This is a genomic window from Roseovarius halophilus (ex Wu et al. 2025), assembly GCF_047086965.1.
The window spans coordinates 1-17,867 of sequence record NZ_JBKOTX010000122.1; the positions used below are offsets into that span (position 1 = coordinate 1).

General features: G+C 64.9%; 17 protein-coding genes and 1 tRNA gene. 9 read left to right on the forward strand and 9 right to left on the reverse strand.

What is annotated here, in order from left to right:
• Both ACH107_RS21075 and ACH107_RS21080 read left to right on the forward strand, forming a co-directional pair.
• On the forward strand, window positions 1–98 hold a 98-nt coding region (locus ACH107_RS21075; protein ID WP_020508486.1), incomplete at its 5' end, for an elongation factor Tu.
• A gap of 224 nt (window positions 99–322) precedes the next feature.
• Window positions 323–398: transfer RNA gene (locus tag ACH107_RS21080), tRNA-Trp, on the forward strand.
• 55 nt (window positions 399–453) lie between these two features.
• On the opposite strand, the gene ACH107_RS21085 is transcribed toward ACH107_RS21080, so the two are convergent.
• Complete coding sequence (locus tag ACH107_RS21085; protein WP_412507476.1) at window positions 454–930, reverse strand: MarR family winged helix-turn-helix transcriptional regulator; 477 nt, start codon at window positions 928–930, stop codon at window positions 454–456.
• 224 nt (window positions 931–1,154) lie between these two features.
• Here ACH107_RS21085 and ectA point away from each other — a divergent pair, with 224 nt between their 5' ends.
• From ectA to ACH107_RS21105, 4 genes are read left to right on the forward strand one after another with little or no spacing between them, the layout of a single operon-like run.
• Window positions 1,155–1,688 carry a diaminobutyrate acetyltransferase gene (gene ectA / locus ACH107_RS21090; protein ID WP_412507477.1) on the forward strand — a complete coding sequence of 178 codons (534 nt, stop codon included), beginning with the start codon at window positions 1,155–1,157 and terminating at the stop codon, window positions 1,686–1,688.
• A 51-nt stretch (window positions 1,689–1,739) separates the two neighbouring features.
• On the forward strand, window positions 1,740–3,029 hold the full coding sequence (gene ectB / locus ACH107_RS21095) for a diaminobutyrate--2-oxoglutarate transaminase (RefSeq protein ID WP_412507478.1): 1,290 nt from the start codon (window positions 1,740–1,742) through the stop codon (window positions 3,027–3,029).
• Between the two features lie 4 nt (window positions 3,030–3,033).
• Window positions 3,034–3,426, forward strand: coding sequence for an ectoine synthase (locus ACH107_RS21100; RefSeq protein ID WP_412507479.1), 393 nt, complete (start codon window positions 3,034–3,036; stop codon window positions 3,424–3,426).
• A gap of 26 nt (window positions 3,427–3,452) precedes the next feature.
• Window positions 3,453–4,889 carry an aspartate kinase gene (locus ACH107_RS21105; protein ID WP_412507480.1) on the forward strand — a complete coding sequence of 479 codons (1,437 nt, stop codon included), beginning with the start codon at window positions 3,453–3,455 and terminating at the stop codon, window positions 4,887–4,889.
• 138 nt (window positions 4,890–5,027) lie between these two features.
• Here ACH107_RS21105 and ACH107_RS21110 read toward each other — a convergent pair whose 3' ends face one another.
• On the reverse strand, window positions 5,028–5,882 hold the full coding sequence (locus ACH107_RS21110) for a MurR/RpiR family transcriptional regulator (protein WP_412507481.1): 855 nt from the start codon (window positions 5,880–5,882) through the stop codon (window positions 5,028–5,030).
• Between the two features lie 223 nt (window positions 5,883–6,105).
• Between ACH107_RS21110 and dctP the strand changes: the two genes are divergently transcribed.
• The 3 genes from dctP (at window position 6,106) to ACH107_RS21125 (ending at window position 9,869) form a co-directional block, all read left to right on the forward strand.
• Window positions 6,106–7,206, forward strand: coding sequence for a TRAP transporter substrate-binding protein DctP (gene dctP / locus ACH107_RS21115; protein ID WP_412507482.1), 1,101 nt, complete (start codon window positions 6,106–6,108; stop codon window positions 7,204–7,206).
• A gap of 83 nt (window positions 7,207–7,289) precedes the next feature.
• Complete coding sequence (locus ACH107_RS21120) at window positions 7,290–8,510, forward strand: TRAP transporter small permease subunit (RefSeq protein WP_412507483.1); 1,221 nt, start codon at window positions 7,290–7,292, stop codon at window positions 8,508–8,510.
• A 3-nt stretch (window positions 8,511–8,513) separates the two neighbouring features.
• On the forward strand, window positions 8,514–9,869 hold the full coding sequence (locus ACH107_RS21125; protein WP_412507484.1) for a TRAP transporter large permease: 1,356 nt from the start codon (window positions 8,514–8,516) through the stop codon (window positions 9,867–9,869).
• A gap of 42 nt (window positions 9,870–9,911) precedes the next feature.
• Here ACH107_RS21125 and ACH107_RS21130 read toward each other — a convergent pair whose 3' ends face one another.
• The 7 genes from ACH107_RS21130 to ACH107_RS21160 all read right to left on the reverse strand — a co-directional run bounded on the left by ACH107_RS21130 (window position 9,912) and on the right by ACH107_RS21160 (window position 17,758).
• The gene (locus tag ACH107_RS21130) at window positions 9,912–11,972 is read right to left on the reverse strand and encodes an exonuclease domain-containing protein (RefSeq protein WP_412507485.1); all 2,061 of its coding nucleotides are present in this window, start codon (window positions 11,970–11,972) and stop codon (window positions 9,912–9,914) included.
• The gene (locus ACH107_RS21135; RefSeq protein WP_412507486.1) at window positions 11,965–12,348 is read right to left on the reverse strand and encodes a response regulator transcription factor; all 384 of its coding nucleotides are present in this window, start codon (window positions 12,346–12,348) and stop codon (window positions 11,965–11,967) included. The genes ACH107_RS21130 and ACH107_RS21135 overlap by 8 nt, the downstream gene beginning before the upstream one ends.
• A gap of 13 nt (window positions 12,349–12,361) precedes the next feature.
• Window positions 12,362–12,874, reverse strand: a complete 513-nt coding sequence (locus ACH107_RS21140) for a hypothetical protein (protein ID WP_412507487.1) — start codon at window positions 12,872–12,874, stop codon at window positions 12,362–12,364.
• 4 nt (window positions 12,875–12,878) lie between these two features.
• Window positions 12,879–14,708: a DUF294 nucleotidyltransferase-like domain-containing protein gene (locus ACH107_RS21145; RefSeq protein WP_412507488.1), complete on the reverse strand. Its 1,830-nt coding sequence runs from the start codon at window positions 14,706–14,708 to the stop codon at window positions 12,879–12,881.
• Between the two features lie 119 nt (window positions 14,709–14,827).
• Window positions 14,828–16,723, reverse strand: coding sequence for a sodium:solute symporter family protein (locus tag ACH107_RS21150; RefSeq protein WP_412507489.1), 1,896 nt, complete (start codon window positions 16,721–16,723; stop codon window positions 14,828–14,830).
• Between the two features lie 12 nt (window positions 16,724–16,735).
• Window positions 16,736–16,996 carry a DUF4212 domain-containing protein gene (locus ACH107_RS21155; protein WP_412507490.1) on the reverse strand — a complete coding sequence of 87 codons (261 nt, stop codon included), beginning with the start codon at window positions 16,994–16,996 and terminating at the stop codon, window positions 16,736–16,738.
• 72 nt (window positions 16,997–17,068) lie between these two features.
• Complete coding sequence (locus ACH107_RS21160) at window positions 17,069–17,758, reverse strand: adenylate kinase (protein ID WP_412507491.1); 690 nt, start codon at window positions 17,756–17,758, stop codon at window positions 17,069–17,071.
• Between the last annotated feature and the right edge of the window lie 109 nt (window positions 17,759–17,867).

Consider the following 17,867-nt stretch of genomic DNA (forward strand, 5'->3'; position numbering starts at 1 on the left):
TGATCGCGCCGATCGCCATGGAGGACGGCCTGCGCTTCGCCATCCGCGAAGGCGGCCGCACCGTCGGCGCCGGCGTCGTCGCCAAGATCATCGAGTGAGCCGAGGTGCTCTCGAAAGCTGTGGAAAGGGCGCCCGCGCGGCGCCCTTTTTCTTTTGCGGTCGTCGCGCAATCGGCACGGTCGGTATCGACGCCCGTGCGGTGCGACAGCCGCGCGCTGTGCCCCGGCGGCCGTTTCCCGCCGCAGGGAATAATTTTCCGACGGATTCGCCCGAAGAATGCTTGAATTCTGCGCCCGAGTAACGTACCCGCTTCCTTGGCCCTAGGGGTATAGCTCAGTTGGTAGAGCGACGGTCTCCAAAACCGTAGGTCGCGGGTTCGAGCCCTGCTGCCCCTGCCACTTCCTCGAACCTTCCGTAGTTTCGCCGGGACGCTCTGCGTATCAGTCCGCCCGGTCAGGTCGCCTTGTGGATGTCACCCGAATCGAGCACCGGCGAGGCGTCGATGTCGGCCGCGTTCAGCATCGCGGCCACACGCTCCAAAGACGCCACGAGCATGGATTGCTCCCAGTCGTCCAGCGCTTCGAACTTGCGCACGAATTGCTGCTGCAGCGCGTCGGGCGCTTCCTGGATGGTGCGGCGACCGGCCTCGGTGATGATGATGTTCGTCTGCCGCCTGTCGCGCGCAGATTTCTCGCGCACGACCATGCCCTTGCGGACCAGCTTGTCCACGAGCGATGTCACCGTGGCCTGCGAGACGCGCATCCGGTGCGCGATCGTCGTGGCCGTGCACTGGCCCTGTTCGGCGACGACTTGCAGAACCCTGAACTGAACCGCGGTCAAACCGGCGGATTGCGCCAGTTCGCGACCGAAAAGCTCGGTCGCGCGGAGGATTCGGCGCAGGGCGATTAGGCAGATATCAATACGTTCCATGAGATTCTCCGGGTGGATTGGTTCATGTTTACAAGGAAATTCGAGGATCGGCAAATGCCGAATAAGCATTTAAAATCTAAGCACTGTAGCGACACGGAAATACGCTATAAGCGCCTATCCTGTGCAAATATGCGACATTTCGCACAGTGGTACTTAGGCTATTGAAGTTTTCGATCGACATTGCTATTTTGCCTGTCAAAGCAACAAGGAGACATGTAGCTTCAATGCGACACGCACTTGAACTGTTTCGAACCGCCGCGCCCTCGCTGCGCCGGCCGACATCTGAAGACGGGGCAGAGATCTGGGAGCTCATCCGCGCCTGCAAGCCGCTGGACGAGAACTCGATGTACTGCAACCTGATCCAGTGCGATCATTTCAGCGAAACCTGCGTTCTTGCCGAGAATGCCGAAGGCGATGCCGTGGGCTGGATCTCGGCCTACGTGATGCCCAATGATCCCGAGACGCTGTTCGTCTGGCAGGTCGCCGTGTCCGAGCAGGCGCGCGGTACGGGCCTTGGCGGCCTGATGCTGCAAGCCCTGCTGAACCGCGATGCCTGCAAGGGCGTGCGCCGGACCCAGACCACGATCACCAGCTCGAACGAGGCGTCCTGGGCGCTCTTCCGCAAGTTTGCCGAGAAGAAAGACACCAAGCTGAACATACAGCCCTATTTCACGCAGTCGCTGCACTTCCGCGGCCGCCACAACAGCGAATACATGGTCACGATCGACCTGCAGGAGCGGATGGAGAAGGCGGCCTGAGACGCGGGTCGCCCCTGCTCACCCAACAAATTCCCAAACCGAGGAAAACCCATGCCGACTGATACGTCAGCCGAAATCGCCATTTTCAATCGCCGTGAATCCGAGGCGCGCAGCTATTGCCGCGGGATAAACCGGCTGTTCACCCATGCCAAGGGGTCAGAGATGACCGACGACAAGGGCCGGACATACATCGACTTCCTGGCCGGGTGTTCCTCGTTGAACTATGGCCACAACGACCCGGACATGAAGGCCGCGCTCGTCGATCATATCTCCGGTGACGGGCTGGCCCACGCGCTGGACCTGCATACCGATGCGAAGGGGGCTTTCCTCGACGCTTTCGAAAGCCGGATCCTCAAGCCGCGGGACATGGACCACAAGGTGATGTTCACCGGGCCGACCGGTGCGAACGCAGTGGAAGCGGCGATGAAGATCGCCCGCAAGGTCACCGGCCGCAGCAACATCATCTCTTTCACCAACGGCTTTCACGGCGTGACGCTCGGCGCGCTCGCCGCGACCGGCAACGGGTATCACCGTGGCGGGGCGGGCATCCGTCTCGATGGGGTCACGCGCATGCCCTATGACGGCTACATGGGCGGGTGCTGCGACACGACCAACATGCTGGAGGCAATGCTGAAGGATTCGTCCAGCGGTGTTGACGCGCCGGCGGCCATCCTGCTGGAGACCGTGCAGGGCGAGGGCGGCCTCAACGCTGCGCGCCCCGAATGGATCAAGCGGGTTGCGGACCTCGCGCATGAACATGGCGCTCTGCTGATCATCGACGATATCCAGGCCGGGTGCGGCCGGACGGGCACGTTCTTCTCGTTCGAGGAAATGGGCGTGATGCCCGACATCGTGACCATGGCGAAGTCGGTTTCGGGCTACGGCCTGCCGATGGCCCTCATGCTGGTCCGCCCCGAGCATGACGTGTTCGGTCCGGCCGAGCATAACGGCACCTTCCGTGGCAACACGCATGCCTTCGTGACGGCACGCGTCGCGATCGAGAAATTCTGGTCCGACGACAGCTTTCAGCAGGAGCTCGCCGGCAAGGAAAAGATCCTGACCGAGAGCTTGCAGCAGCTGGCCGAGCTGGTCCCCGGTGCCCGCCTGAAAGGCCGCGGGCTGATGCAGGGGGTCGATGTCGGCTCCGGCGACCTGGCCGGCGAAATCTGCGCGCGCGCCTTCGAGAAGGGGCTTATCATCGAGACGTCGGGCACCAACGACGAGGTCGTGAAGGTGCTGGCGCCGCTGACAACGCCCGAGGCCACGTTCCGCAAGGGGCTGAACATCATGCTGGACGCCGCGCGCGACGTGACCGCCACCACCAAGTTTGCCGCGGAGTGACAAGATGATCGTACGTGACTTCAACGAGATACTCGAAAACGAGAAGGACCGCGTGGTGCAGGATGCGCAGTGGTCCTCGGTTCGGATGCTTCTGGCCGATGACGGGATGGGGTTCTCGTTCCACATCACCTTCCTCGATGCAGGGTCCGAGCATACATTCGAGTACAAGAACCATTTCGAGAGCGTGTACTGCATCCAGGGGTCCGGGTCGATCACCGACCTGGCCACCGGGGAGACGCACGAGATCAAGCCGGGCGTGATGTATGCCCTGAACGAGCATGACCGTCACACCCTGCGCGCCAAGGAAGAGCTGGTCATGGCCTGTGTGTTCAACCCGCCCGTGACGGGGCGCGAAGTGCACCGGGCCGACGGCTCCTACGCCCTCGAAGACAGTTGAGAAGGGCCCGGAAACGGGCGAATGAAATGACATTTCCCAAGCATACCGTCGAGAAGATCGGCGGCACATCCATGAGCCGCGTGCACGAATTGCGCGACAACCTGCTGATCGGTGACCGTACGGGCGAAGACCTCTACCACCGCATCTTCGTTGTCTCGGCGTTCGGTGGCATCACCAACCTTCTGCTCGAGCACAAGAAATCGGGGCAGCCCGGTGTCTATGCGCTGTTCGCAAACGATGATGACGATCACGGCTGGCTCGATGCGCTGTCGCAGGTGGCCAAGGCGATGACCGAGGCCCATGCCGAGGTGCTGGATCAGCCGGGCGATCTGGCGATGGCCGACGAATTCGTGCGTGAACGGATCGAGGGCGCAAGGTCGTGCCTGTTCGACCTGCAGCGGTTGTGTTCCTTCGGGCATTTCCGGCTGTCGAGCCACATGCTGGTGATCCGCGAGCTGCTTTCCGGGCTGGGCGAGGCGCACGCGGCCTTCGTCACCACCCTCATGCTGCAGCGCGCGGGCGTCAACGCGCGGTTCGTCGATCTCAGCGGTTGGCGGGACGAGGCGGAACACACGCTGGCCGAACGGATCACGGCCGGGTTCGCCGACGTCGACCTGACCAGTGAACTGCCCATCGTGACGGGGTATGCGCAGTGCACCGAAGGGCTGATGCGTGAATACGACCGCGGATATTCCGAGGTCACGTTCTCGAACATCGCGGCCCATACCGGCGCGGACGAGGCGATCATCCACAAGGAATTCCACCTGTCCTCGGCCGATCCGGGGCTTGTCGGGGCGGAAAACGCGCGCAAGCTGGGGCAGACGAACTATGACGTCGCCGACCAGCTGGCGAACATGGGGATGGAGGCGATCCACCCCAACGCCGCCAAGATCCTGCGGCGCGCCGGCATCCCCTTGCGGGTGACCAACGCCTTCGACCCGGCGGATCCGGGCACGCGGATCGACGACACACCGGCAGACGCGCCGGCGGCTGAAATCGTGACGGGCCTGAATGTCGTGGCGCTGGAGCTGTTCGAACAGGACATGGTCGGCGTGAAGGGGTATGACGCCGCCACGCTGGAGGTGTTGAAGCGCCACAACGTGCGGATCGTGTCCAAGACGTCGAATGCCAACACCATCACGCACTATGTCGAGGCGTCGCTGAAAACGGTGCGCCGGGTGATCCGCGATCTTGAACAGCTTTACGGCCAGGCCGAGCTGAACGCGCGGCAATTGTCGATCGTCTCTGTCATCGGGCGTGACCTGTCCGGGCTCAAGATCCTGTCGCGCGGGCTTGCGGCACTCGAAGATGCGGGGATCGAGGCGGTGGCGGCGCAGCAGACCACGCGCAACGTGGATGTCCAGTTCGTCGTGCCGCGCGAAAGCGCCGAGGCGGCCATCAAGGCCTTGCACGAACAGGTCGTCGCGGGGGAAAACGTCATGCGGATCGGCAAGGCGGCCTGACCGGGCGGCGCGTGACTTTCAAACGGCCGGGCGGCAGCCCGGCCTCTTGGTGTCGTGGTCTGTGCACCACCTGACACGCCGCGTGGGGCGGCGCCAACGGCCCGGCCACGACAGGCGCCACGCTGGCGCGGGAAGCGGTTACCCCGATTCGAGCGTGCGATTCTCACGCTCCACACGGCGAATCCGCTCCTCCGCGGTCAACCCGGCCCGCGCGACGAGCATCCCGACAATCGATTCGATCAGGACGAGCGTCGCGGCGTGGGACGAAAAGAATTGCGGACTTTCCGAAGGAACGATGAATCCTTCGTCCGCGAACGGGAAGGCCGGGCAGCTGTGTGAATCGGTGATGACGACGACCGCCGCGCCCTTTTCTTTGAAAAGCGCCGCGGCGCGTTGGGCCCGCGCGGCGTAGGGCGTCTTGGATATGACGATCCCGACATCCCGGTCCGTCACGCGCGCCAGCACGGCGCCAAGGCTGTCGCCGCGGTGCCCGGTTACGGTCCAGTTGTCATTGAACCACTTGGCAAGGTAGGCGAAGTAATCGACGATCACGGCAGAGGCCAGTTCGCCGTGCAGGAACACCTCGCGCGCATCGGCAAGGCGGGCGACGGTACGTTCAAGCTGCCCCGGCGTGGCCGTGTTCACCTGGGTCGCGATGTTGGCGATGCACGCCTCGGATTGCCTGTTCAGGAAAGACAACCCGTCGGCCATGTCCGGGGATTCGCGCAACTGCCTGGCCTTGTCCGCGAAGCTGATCTGCTGCCCGACCGACGCGCGAACGACGTCGCGCAGTTCCTCGTAGCTGCCGTAATCGAGCGCCTTGGCCAATCTCGAGAAGGTGGCGGGCGCAAGACCGCTGTCATTGGCCACGGACCGCAGCGAACGCGTTGCCGTATCGAGCTGATGGCGGATCAGGTAATTGCCAGCCTCGCGCAGCTTGTCGCTCAGCGACTCGTACTTGGCGGCCAGCCGCTGCTCCAGCGAACCCTGCACGATCCGTATCCTCCCCGCTCAACGTGATTTTCAGGCTTTCACCCGGCTCACACGGTGTCAACCGGCGGCGCCTGTGTTGCAGGTGGCGGCCCGGTCTTGATTACCCGAACCGAAAAGGTGATTGGAGAAACTTCTTTACCAATTTTTCATTATCAATACTATTGCGGCTGCGAGAAGCAACGGACCGGCAGGAAGCATCCCCGTCCGGTCGAAGGGAGGATACATGACAACGAACAGAATTTCACGTCGGACGGCTCTGACGGGTCTTGCCACCGCCGGCGCATCCGGGTTGGCGGCGCCGTCCCTCGCGACCGCGCAGGGCCAGACCACCACCTGGAAGGTGCAGACATCCTGGCCCGGCGGCATCGGCCTGCAGATCTTCCAGGACTGGGCCGAGTCGATCGTTGAGAAGACCGGCGGCGAACTGGCATTCGAACCGTTCGGCGCCAATGACGTCGTCGGCGATTTCCAGCTGTACGACGCCGTCAAGAACGGGGTGCTCGACGCGGTCAACCCGTTCACGATCTACGCGCAGGGGATCATTCCCGCCGCGATGTTCCTGACAAGCTATCCCATGGGGATGCGCAACCCGCACGAATTCGACACGTTCTACTACGGCCTTGGCGGGCTTGAAATGGCGCGCGAACTCTATGCCAAGCAGAACATGCATTTCGTCGGGCCCATTCACCACGGCCCCAACATCATCCACTCCAAGGTGCCGATCCGTTCCGTGGACGACTTCGCCGGCCGCAAGATGCGCGCCCCCGGCGGGATGGTCGCTGAAATGTTCTCGGCGCTGGGCGCCAAGACAACGCTGCTGCCCGGGTCCGAGATCTTCCCGGCGCTTGAAAAGGGCACGATCGATGTTGCCGACTACGTCGGCCCGGCGGTGAACTATGCCTTGGGCTTCAGCCAGGTGACCGATTACATCTCGATGGGCCCCCCGGGCTTCATGTCGGTCTATCAACCGGTCGACATCATGGACCTGACCGTCGGCATGGAAAGCTGGAACGCGCTCAGCGACGAGATGAAACAATTCGTCGAGATGGAAGTGCACACCTATTCCGACATGCACCACGCGGCCATCCAGAAAGCCGACCAGGAAGCCTGGGACAAGTTCATGGCCGATGGCACGCAGGTGACACGCCTGAGCCAGACCGACGTGGAAATCATGACCGAGGTCGCCGTGCCGATCTGGTTCAAGTACGCGAACCGCGACAAGGACGCGGCGCGCGTCTTCAAGACGCAGCTTGATTACATGATGTCCGGTTCGCTTGGCTACGTGTCGCCCGACATGGTCGAGGGTCAGTCGCTCGATCTCTGAGCCGCTCTTGCTGAACCGCTTGTCGCGCCCCCGGGTGTTCCGGGGGCGCGGCTTGTCATCCCTCGTGACAAACGGAAAATCTCATGCCCAGCATCAACTTCATTCTGCCTCACTGGCTGTACTGGGGGACGCTTTTCGTCTTTCCGGTGATCGCCATGGTGATGGCGCGACGTCGCCAGGGTGACGGTTACTCGCTCCCGGTCGGCTACATGATCCTGATAACCGGGGGGCTGCTGGGCTTGCACCGGCTATATCTGCGTAACCTTTGGGGGTTGATCTTCCTGCCGCTCTTCTTCGCGATCCTGTTCGCCAACGCGCAGGAGCGCGGCGCGCGCGAGTTGCAATCGGAGGCGGCCAACGCCGTGACAAGCGCCGAACGCCTCATCGAGCGGGTCGCGCCCAATGTCGAGGGGGCCGACGACAAGATCGCGCAACTGCGCGCCGAGCTGGAAGAGGCCGAGGAGGGCAGCTTTGCCGAGATCCGGGCGGAACGGATGCTGGAAAAGGCCGAGGCCGCAAAGGTGACGGATGCCGAGCGCCTTGAGCAGGCCGAGGCCGATCTGCAGGCGGCGCAACCGTCTCTCGAATCGGCCTCTGAGGCACGCGACTTCTGGTCGACCGTCGCCTTCACGGCGTTTCTCGTCATCTGTGCGCTCGTCGCGCTCGACGCGGTCCTGCTGCCCGGCATGATGCGGCGGGCCAAGGACAGGATGGCGGCGGCGCCCCAGCCCTACGCGGACGAGGAGGAGCGCCTCGAAGAGGTCGAGGAGGCCGAGGAAAAAAGCGATATGGACCATATCGGCACCGGCTGGACCGGCGCCCTCGACAGGCTGTCCTACTATGCCGGCGAGTTCGTGAGTTACTGGATGGTCATCGCCGTTTTCGCCTATTATTTCGAGGTCGTCGCGCGCTACGTCTTCAACTCGCCGACGATCTGGGTCCACGAGGGCATGTTCCTCATGTTCGGGATGCAGTACCTGATTGCCGGCGCCTATGCCGCGCTGACGGATGCGCATGTCAAGGTGGACGTCTTCTATGCCGAATGGTCGCCCCTGCGCAAAGCGGTGGTGGACCTGTTCACCTCGATCTTCTTCTTCATATTCGCGGGCACGCTGCTTGCCACCGGCTGGATTTTCGCCATGGATGCGACACGGGTCGGCGAAGTGTCCTTCTCGGAATGGACGATCGCCTACTGGCCCTTCAAATGGGCCATCGTCGTGGGGGCCATCCTGCTGATACTGCAGGGGATCTCCAAGCTGGCGCAGGATGTCGCCACCGTTCGCAACAGCCTGCAGGGAGCGTAAGACATGGGTCTGGAAATGGAAATCGGCTGGCTGACATTGCTCATGTTCGGCAGCCTGATGGTGCTCTTGATGGTCGGGCTGCCACTGGCCTTCGTCACGGGGGGGCTGGCCTGTGTCTTCCTGTTCATCCTCGGCGATGCGCAGACGCTGAACATCGTACCCTCGCGCATCTTCCCGCTGATGACGAACTACCAGCTCTCGGCGATCCCGCTGTTCATCTTCCTGGCCGCGATGCTGGAAAGGGCGGGCATCATCAACGAGATGTTCGACGTGATCTACAAGCTGCTCGGCGGGCTCAAGGGCGGGCTCGCCGCGGCAACGATCATTGCCTCGACGATCCTCGCGGCCATGGTCGGCGTGATCGGCGCGGCCGTGGTGACGATGGGGATCATCGCGCTGCCCGCGATGCTCGAACGCCAGTACAACCCCAAGATCGCCATGGGCTCGATCATGGCAGGCGGCACGCTGGGCATCCTGATCCCGCCGTCGATCCTTGCCATCATCTATGCCGTGGTCGCTGAACAATCCGTGGGGGAGCTTTTCGTGGGCGCCGTGTTGCCGGGCCTGCTGCTGTCGGGGATGTATATCGGCTACGTCACGCTGATGTGCTATGCCGATCCGGCGAAAGGGCCCCCCATTCCGCCAGCGGACCGGGTCAGCAACGCCGAGAAGTTGCGGCTGCTGGGCAACATGGCCGCACCGCTCACCCTGATCGCGGTTGTGCTGGGCGTGATCTTCGCCGGCGTGGCAACGCCGGTCGAGGCCGCGGGCATCGGCACCTTCGGGGCGTTCATCGTGGCGGCCATCCACGGCAAGCTCAACTGGCATACCGTGCGCGCCGCCTGCCTGACCACGCTCAAGGCCAGCGCGATGGTCATCTGGATCATGTTCGGCGCGACGATCTTCGTCGGGCTCTACGTGCTTGAGGGCGGACAGGACTTCGTGGAAAGCACGATGACCGGCCTCGGTCTCGGCCCGTGGGGTATCCTGATCCTCATGCAGGTCATCCTGGTTGCGCTGGGCATGTTCCTCGACTGGGTCGGTATCCTGCTTCTCGCGGTGCCGATCTTCGTGCCGATCGTCAAGGCGCTTGGCGCGGCGGCTTTCGGGCTCGGGGACGAGGGGGATCTCGTCCTTTGGTTCGGGGTTCTCTACCTCGTGAACATGCAGATGAGCTTCCTGTCACCGCCCTTCGGCTATGCGCTGTTCTACCTGCGCGGCGTGGCGCCGCCGGAAATCCCGATGAGCGACATCTTCAAGTCCGCGCTGCCGTTCCTGTTCCTGCAGATCGTCGGGCTGACCATGTGCATGATGTTCCCGCAGATCATCACGTGGCTGCCCAAGCTGGTCTACGGATAGGGTGGCAGGCGCGCGGCCCCGTCTCGGGGTCGCGCGCCGCGGTCAGTAATCCTGCGCCTTGCGGATGCGGGTCATGCGGTTGCCGGCCTCGATGGCATCGGCAAGCGTGACGATCCCCCGGCCGTGCATGATCTCGATCAAGCGCTGGAAAACCTCGGCCGTGGCCATCGCGTCGCCAAGGGCGGTATGGCGCCGTTCGGGCGGGATCGTCACTTCGAGCCGCTGCGCCAGCGCGTCCAGCGTGTGTTCCCCCGTATGTTCGAACACTGCCGCGGACAGCAAAACGGTGCACAGCGCAGGATGATCGAAGCGGCGCCCGATCCGCGACTCGTCAAGCCGCAGGAAAGCGAGGTCAAAGGGCGCGTTGTGGGCCACGAGGACCGAGCCTTCGCAGTAATCGTGAAACTGTTTGCCGGCACCGGCGATATCGGGCGCATCGGCAACCATCTCGTCGGTGATGCCATGCACCCGCGTCGAGGCGGCCGGGATCGCCCGACCGGGGGCAACCAGCGTGTCGAAGGTTTCGCCGGCCAGAACCCGCCCATTGATCAGCCGGACCCCCGCGATCTGCACGATCCGGTCGCCCGCGCGGGGGGCAAGCCCGGTGGTTTCCGTGTCAAAGACCACGAAACGCAGGTCCGCCAGCGGCGTGTGCAGCATGTCGCTGTCCGGGTCGCCCTGCGGCAGGTCGAAATCATAGAATTCCGGGCGCGCATCCGCGGGCGCCAGCCCCGGTGCCCCGGCGGCGGCAAGCGGCAGCACGATCCGATGACCCGCGCCCAGTGTCTCGGCCCAGATCTCGGTGTGGTGCCCGTCCAGCACGTCGCGCCCCGAATACGTTCCGTAAGCGTCCGAGACATTGGCGCGCACCCAGCGGTCAAGCAGGCCGTCGGGCACCTCGTCGCCGTGCCATGAAACGGTGATCCAGACCTCGTGGTCGTGCGGCTCCGCGGCCAGCGTCACCTCGTGGCGCCGGTCCCCGTCGGTCAGGCCGGCCACCAGGTTCGTCAGCAGGCCGATGATCGCGAAGCCGTCGCAACTCAGGAAATGCTGGCCGCCGCTGCTTGCGAGGGGTACCGTTGCCCGGGCATGCAGCGCGTCGAACACGTCCTGAGCCGCAACCTCGGAAGCCGGCCAGTGGCGTGCCGTCGCGGCGCCGTAGCGCCGGCTGTTTTCGCGCAGGCTGGTGAACAGCCGGTCGAGTTCCTGCTGCATGGCGGCGTTGAAGGTCGCCCGGCTTTTCGCGGGCATGTCGGCATCCATGGTCAGCACGTCCAGAACCGCGCTCATCGCGGCGGCGGGCCGGCGGACCTCCTCCAGCAGGGTGTTGAACAGATGGTCGCGTTCGGCATGGCTGCGCAGGTCGTCGGTGGCGTCGTGAAAGATCACGACATGGCCGATCCGGCCCGCCTCCGACCTCACCGGGCTGACACGGCCCAGCAGGAAACGCGCACCGTCGGCCGTGGCCGCGAGGAAGGATTCCGATTCCGCCTCGCCCCGGTCGCGCTTGGCCGCGATCCTGTTGATCGCGTGTTCCAACGGGGCCACCCGCAGAAACCCGGAAATCGGCCGGTCCAGCCCGATCGGCCCCAGGAGCGTCTGCGCCACGCGGTTGTACAGCATGATGCGATGATCGGGCGTCAGGACGATGGCGCCCTCGGACAGGTCATGCATCAATGTCTCGAAAAGGGCTTTCTCGCGCGTGATCTTCTCGGTCTCGCGGGCGATCGCGCGATCCTGCGCCGCGCGCGCGTCGTTCAGCGCCGCGTGGATGGCGTTGGCCGCCGGGGCGAGCGCCCCGAGATAGCGTGCCGGTGTCTCGTCGATGTCGGCGCCGACCGCCGCGCGGGCGCGCGTGTCGAGATCAGAGGCAAGCGCGCGGATGGGCTGCGCCACGTTGCGGTCGAAAAGCACCCCCACCCACGTGGCGAGCCCCGCCTGTGCGAAACCGGCGACCAGCCCGGCGATCACGTAGCCCTCGACCGGGCCGCCGTACCGGGCATGGCCCAGCCAAAGCGCCCCCGTCGTGGCGGCGGTGCCGCCCGTCGCCAAGGCCGCGAAAAAAAGCGCGAAACGCTGCCGCAGCCCCAGCCGTTCACCCATGTTCCGCCTCGCCCAGAAGCTGGGCGATCTCCTTGGTCAACTCGGTGGTGGCGAAAGGCTTGGTCAGGAAGCCGTCGGCCCCGAGCGCGAGCCCCTTGCGCCGCTCCACCTCGCCGCCGCGCGCCGTCATCATGAGCACCTTGACGTCGCGCAGGCCGGCGTCGTTGCGGATGTACTGGCAGATTTCGTATCCCGACCGGCCGGGCAGCATCACGTCGAGCACGACAAGGTCGGGCCGTTCCTCGGCAAGCGCCGTGATCGCCGCGTCGCCGTCGGACACGTGCCGCAACCGGTAGCCCTTGCGCCCGATCAGGTATTCCAGGGCCAGCGCGATATTGGTCTCGTCCTCGACCAGCAGAATGGACTTGGTGCTCACGGTGCTTTCCTCCTCAGTTCGCGCCCCCGCAGACCCGCGTGATCAGGGGGTCCGACCGGTCCAGCGCGCGCCACGTCGCTTCTTGCGGATCGGAAAGCGCCTTGTCGGACACGTCGGCGCGGGCCGGAGCCGCGCAATCGACCAGTTGCGGTACGTTCGCGGGGCGTCTCCAGCGGCCGAAAAGATACATCTCCACCAGCCGCATGTCCGCCGCATCCTCCTTGCGCCGGACGGTCGCGCTGTCCAGCACGACCAGCCCCGTGACCTGCGGGGCCAGATAGGTCCACGGTTTCCAGACCGCCGTCTCCTCGATCTCGCGCAGCACGACCATGCCCTCGGGCAGGTCGGCCTTCTTGCGGTCCGCCCAGCTGTATTCCGACCAGATCGTGTAGCCGATCATCGTGAGACCCGCCGCGACGGGCACCGACCATTTCGGCAGGCGCCCGCCGCTGATCCGGTTGAGCAGCAGAACCAGACCGACAACGCCGATCGCGGCGAAAAACGTGGCAATGAGTTCGACGAACATCCTGTCACCTCCCGCGGCCAAGGGCCGATTGCATTGTCTTGACCACCATGAAGGCATCGCGCAAGTGGTTGCGTTCAAGTTCGGACAACGTGCCGGGCGCGAGGAAGTTGTTGGGCTTGGTCCCGTCGCGGATGCAGGCCGCCTGATGGCGCAGCCGCGTCTCGGCGATCAGGTCGTAGGCGTCGATCAGGTCATGCCCGCCCGTCTCGGATATCAGGCCGGCATCCCGCGCGGCCTCCAGCCGGTCGCGCGTGTTGGCGGTATCTATCCCGCCCTCCAGCGCGTAGATGCGCCCCAGATCGACCACCGGCACCACGCCCGACAGCTTGAGGTCGACGGTATTCTTGTGCTCGCCCGAGCGGATCAGCGCGAAGCCCCGGAACAGGCTCAGCGGCGGCGTGTGCTTGAGCGAGTTCTCCACCATGTGCGCCACGAAGATCGAGTTGGCGCGCGCCATCCGCAGCACCTCGGCCTGAAGCCCGTCATGCAGCGCGACCTCGCCACCGATGGGGCGCAGGTCGAACATGACCGAGGCCAGCATCTGCGCCTCGTTGTCGGGCTCCGTGATCCACTTGCGGAAATATTCGCGCCAGACGCGCACGGGCTGGCGCCAGCGGGGATTGGTGGCCATCATGTCGCCCGGGCAGTACACGAACCCGCAGGTGTTCAGCCCGTCCGAGACGAACCGCGCCAGCTGTTCGAAATACGCGTCATGCGCCGGCTCGGCGGCATCGTCGAGGATCAGGCAATTGTCCTGGTCCGACACGCCGGTCTGCTCCTGCCGCCCCTGCGAGCCGCAGGCGAGCCAAAGATAGGGCACCGGCGGCGGGCCCAGCCGTTCCTCGGCCAGTGTCAGCAGGCGGCGGGTGATCGCATCTGTGATGTCGGTGATCCGGCGGGTGATCGCGGTATGCCGGGTTCCCGCGCTGACCAGCTGCGTCAGCATCGCCGGCACGCGGTCCATCACCCGCGCCATCCGCTCGGCATCGTCGGCCTGCACGATGTCGGCGATCATGTGGCTGGCGGTGGTGGCCTGCTGGCGGATCAGGTCGGTGCGCCCGATCATCCCCATGATACGCCCGGCGCGGGCCACGGGCAGGTGATTGATGCCGTTGTCGGCCATCATGATCAGCGCATCGAGCCCGAGCGCGTCCGGCGCGATCGTCATCGGGTCGGGCGTCATGACGCGCGAGACGGGCAGGGTGCCGTCGTGGCCCTCGGCCAGAACCTTGTTCGTGAGGTCGTGCACGGTGATGATCCCACTCAGCCGGTCGCCCTGCATGACCAGCACCGAAGAGATGACCCTGTCCCGCATCAGCCGGGCCACGTCCGTCACGGTGGCCTGCGGTGTGCAGGATACTGGCGTGCGGGCCATCATGTCGGATACCTGCAGCGCGGTCAGACCCGTGGCGTAGGGGGTTTCATCGCCGGCGGCGCGGGCGGGCGCGGCCGGGCCGAACCAGTCGGCAAAGGGCGCGACGCGGTCCAGCAGGTCGTGAAACGCCGCGGCCGGGATCAGGATGAGCCGGCAGGTCTCGGTCGCGCGGGCGGTCAGCATGGCGCGGCCGTCACGCAGCAGCCCGCGCTCGCCCATCACGTCGCCGGGGCCACGGCGCGAAACGACGTCGGCTTCGCGCGACATGATGTCGAGCGCCCCGGCCTCGACCACGTACAGCCCTTCCAGGGGGCGCCCCTCGGTGAAAAGCGTTTCCCCGTCCTCCAGCGTGACGCGGCGCAGCTTGGCGGCGATCTCGTCGCGGAGGGCGCCGGGCAGCAGGTCGAACGGGGCGTGCCGCGCTAGGCGATCCATCAGGGGGCCGGTCTCATCGGTCATCGGGCGCGCCTTCTTTGTCGCGGTCTTTGAAATTGTCTAAAAGAAATTCCCCGGTCCGGAAATATCGGCGGGGCGTGTGCCGGGGGCGCCTGTCGGGCGCCCCCGGCCATCGCGTGGGATCAGTGATCGGCCGCGGCTGTTCCCGCGCCCTTGGGCACGCGGACGCTTTCGACCAGCTCGTTGATCTCGTCGGGGATCGGGGCGCTCGATCTCGACACGAGGAAGGCCACCGCGAAGTTCACCATCGCACCAACCGCCCCGAAGGACGTCGATTTGATCGTGGCGAGCAGCGGATCGGCATCGGTGAATGTGTTCGTGCCGGGGACGAAGAACCAGCCCTTGTGCAGGAAGATGTAGATCAGCGTCACCACGAGGCCCGTGATCATGCCCGCCACGGCGCCCTTGTTGTTCACCTTGGTGAAGATGCCCATCATGAGCGCCGGGAAGATCGACGCACCGGCAATCCCGAAGGCCAGCGCCACGGTCTGCGCGGCAAAACCCGGCGGGTTGAGGCCCAGGTACGAGGCCACGACGATCGCCACGGCCATCGCGATCCGTGCCGACAGAAGCTCCCCCTTCTCCGAGATGTTCGGATTGAAGCGGCCCTTGACGAGGTCGTGGCTCACCGCCGAGGAGATGGCCAGAAGCAGGCCGGCGGCCGTCGACAGCGCGGCGGCGATACCGCCCGCCGCGATCAGGCCGATCACCCAACTGGGCAGGTTGGCGATTTCCGGGTTGGCCAGCACGAGGATGTCACGGTTGAAGTTGGTCAGCTCGTTTGCAACCCAGCCGTGTTCCTCGGCTGTCTGCCCGCTCACCACCGTGGCAACGCCGGACTCCCTTAGCTTATCGACTTCCTCTTGAGCAGCCGCAATCTTGTTTGCATCGCCCTCAGCTTGAGCAGTTTCGAGAGCGGCCATGGCGGAACCCAAACCACCGTCGCTGTAGTATTGGATCCGGCCATCATTATTGAAGTCTGTCCAGCCGAGAAGGCCGGTCTGCTGCCAAGTCGCCATCCAGTCATACTTTGGATTGTCGGCGATCGTCTCGGTCGAGACGGCCTGCCCGGCGGTGCCTTCGGGCCACATCAGCTCGGTGATGTTCAGCCGCGCCATCGCGCCGACGGCCGGCGCCGTGAGGTACAAAAGCGCGATGAAGACCAGCGCCCAGCCCGCCGACCAGCGCGCATCGGCCACCTTGGGAACGGTGAAAAAGCGCATGATCACGTGGGGCAGGCCCGCGGTGCCGATCATCAGGCTGAGCGTGAAGAGCACCATGTTGAGCGTGTCGGCATGATGCGCCGTATACGCGTTGAAGCCCAGATCGGTCACGATCTGGTCCAGCTTGGTCAGCAGCGGCTCACCGCTCGCCGCGTGGTCCCCGAACAGCCCCAGTGCCGGGATCGGGTTGCCCGTCAGTTGCAGCGAGATGAAGATCGCCGGGATCGTGTACGCCATGATCAGGACGACGTATTGCGCGACCTGCGTGTAGGTCACGCCCTTCATGCCGCCGAAAACGGCATAGGCGAACACGACGCAGGCGCCGATCAGCAGGCCGGCGGTGTTGCTGACCTCCAGAAAGCGGCCGAAGGCCACGCCGACGCCGGTCATCTGCCCGATCACGTAGGTCGTCGATGCCACGATCAGGCAGATCACCGCCACCAGCCGCGCGGTCGGGCTGTAGAAACGGTCGCCGATGAATTCCGACACCGTGAACTTGCCGAACTTGCGCAGGTAGGGCGCCAGCAGCAGCGCCAGCAAAACGTAACCGCCCGTCCAGCCCATCAGGAAGGACGAGTTGTCATAGCCCGTGAAGGCGATGAGCCCGGCCATCGAGATGAACGAGGCCGCCGACATCCAGTCGGCCGCCGTGGCCATGCCGTTGGTGACGGGATGGACGCCGCGGCCGGCGGCGTAAAACTCGCTGGTCGAGCCGGCCCGCGCCCATACGGCGATACCGATATAGAGCGCGAAGGACGCGCCAACGAATATCAGGTTGATGATGAATTGATCCATTGGTCGCGCTCCCTATTCCTCGCCCACGCCGTGTTCGGCATCGAGCTTGTTCATGCGCCACGCGTAGAAGAAGATCAGGGCCAGGAAGACCAGGATCGACCCTTGCTGCGCGAACCAGAAGCCCAGATCGGTGCCGCCGACGGGGATGCCCGACAGCAGCGGGCGCAGCAGGATGCCGAACCCGAAGGAAACCAGCGCCCATATCGCCAGGCTCCAGAGAATGAGGCGCACGTTGGCTTTCCAGTACGCGTTGTTGTCGGTTTTCTCGGACAAGGTGGTGTCCTCCCTTTCAGTATGAATTTTCCATGCCGGGCGGCGGCCTCGCGCCGCAGCCGGTGCTCCTCCTTACGCGACCGCCCTCGTGACGATCGTGCCAAGTTCTCCGGCGATGTCGTCGATCCCCTGCATCGCGTCCACGCGGCTCAGCAGGCGCCGGTCCTCGTAGAACGCGATGAGCGGCGCGGTCTGCGCGTGATAGGCGCTCAGCCTCTGGGCCACGGTTTCGGCGTTGTCATCGGCGCGACGGTCGAACTTGGTGCCGCCGCACTTGTCGCAGACGCCTGCCGTGGCCGGTGTCTTGAAGCTGTCGTGATACCCCTCGCCGCAGCCCGCGCAGGTGTACCGGCCCGAGATCCGAGTGACCATCGCCGCGTCGTCGACGTCAAGGCTGATCGCCGCGGTGACGCCGCCGCCAAGGTCCTCCAGTAGTGCGCCCAATGCCTCGGCCTGCGCCGTCGTGCGGGGAAAGCCGTCGAAGATCACGCCGTTGGCGCAATCGGGCGACTGCAGCCGGTCGCGCAGGATGGCGATGACGATATCGTCGCTCACCAGCTCGCCCGCATCCATAACGGCCTTGGCTTGCCGGCCCGCCTCGGTCCCCTCGGCCACGGCGGCGCGCAGCATGTCCCCGGTGGAAAGCTGCACCAGCCCGAATCTCTCTTCCAGCATCCGGGCCTGCGTACCCTTGCCCGCGCCGGGCGGCCCCAGCAGGACAAGGTTGGCGGCGGCTCCGCGTTCCGTGCGTTCATCCGTCATGTCGTTTCCTCCGGCCGCGTCATCTCAGCGGTTCATCCTGTTTTCGACGAGGTCGTCGACGACGGAGGGGTCGGCGAGTGTTGATGTGTCGCCGAGGGCGCCGTGGTCG

Bases quoted from the DNA above. Each gene is read 5' to 3' on its own strand.
- ACH107_RS21105 (WP_412507480.1), top strand. From the start codon at position 3,453: ATGACATTTCCCAAGCATACCGTCGAGAAGATCGGCGGCACATCCATG.
- ACH107_RS21100 (WP_412507479.1), top strand. From the start codon at position 3,034: ATGATCGTACGTGACTTCAACGAGATACTCGAAAACGAGAAGGACCGC.
- ACH107_RS21125 (WP_412507484.1), top strand. From the start codon at position 8,514: ATGGGTCTGGAAATGGAAATCGGCTGGCTGACATTGCTCATGTTCGGC.
- ACH107_RS21140 (WP_412507487.1), bottom strand. From the start codon at position 12,874: ATGTTCGTCGAACTCATTGCCACGTTTTTCGCCGCGATCGGCGTTGTC.
- ectA (WP_412507477.1), top strand. From the start codon at position 1,155: ATGCGACACGCACTTGAACTGTTTCGAACCGCCGCGCCCTCGCTGCGC.
- ACH107_RS21085 (WP_412507476.1), bottom strand. From the start codon at position 930: ATGGAACGTATTGATATCTGCCTAATCGCCCTGCGCCGAATCCTCCGC.
- ACH107_RS21120 (WP_412507483.1), top strand. From the start codon at position 7,290: ATGCCCAGCATCAACTTCATTCTGCCTCACTGGCTGTACTGGGGGACG.
- ACH107_RS21150 (WP_412507489.1), bottom strand. From the start codon at position 16,723: ATGGATCAATTCATCATCAACCTGATATTCGTTGGCGCGTCCTTCGCG.
- ACH107_RS21145 (WP_412507488.1), bottom strand. From the start codon at position 14,708: ATGACCGATGAGACCGGCCCCCTGATGGATCGCCTAGCGCGGCACGCC.
- ACH107_RS21130 (WP_412507485.1), bottom strand. From the start codon at position 11,972: ATGGGTGAACGGCTGGGGCTGCGGCAGCGTTTCGCGCTTTTTTTCGCG.
- ACH107_RS21160 (WP_412507491.1), bottom strand. From the start codon at position 17,758: ATGACGGATGAACGCACGGAACGCGGAGCCGCCGCCAACCTTGTCCTG.
- dctP (WP_412507482.1), top strand. From the start codon at position 6,106: ATGACAACGAACAGAATTTCACGTCGGACGGCTCTGACGGGTCTTGCC.
- ectB (WP_412507478.1), top strand. From the start codon at position 1,740: ATGCCGACTGATACGTCAGCCGAAATCGCCATTTTCAATCGCCGTGAA.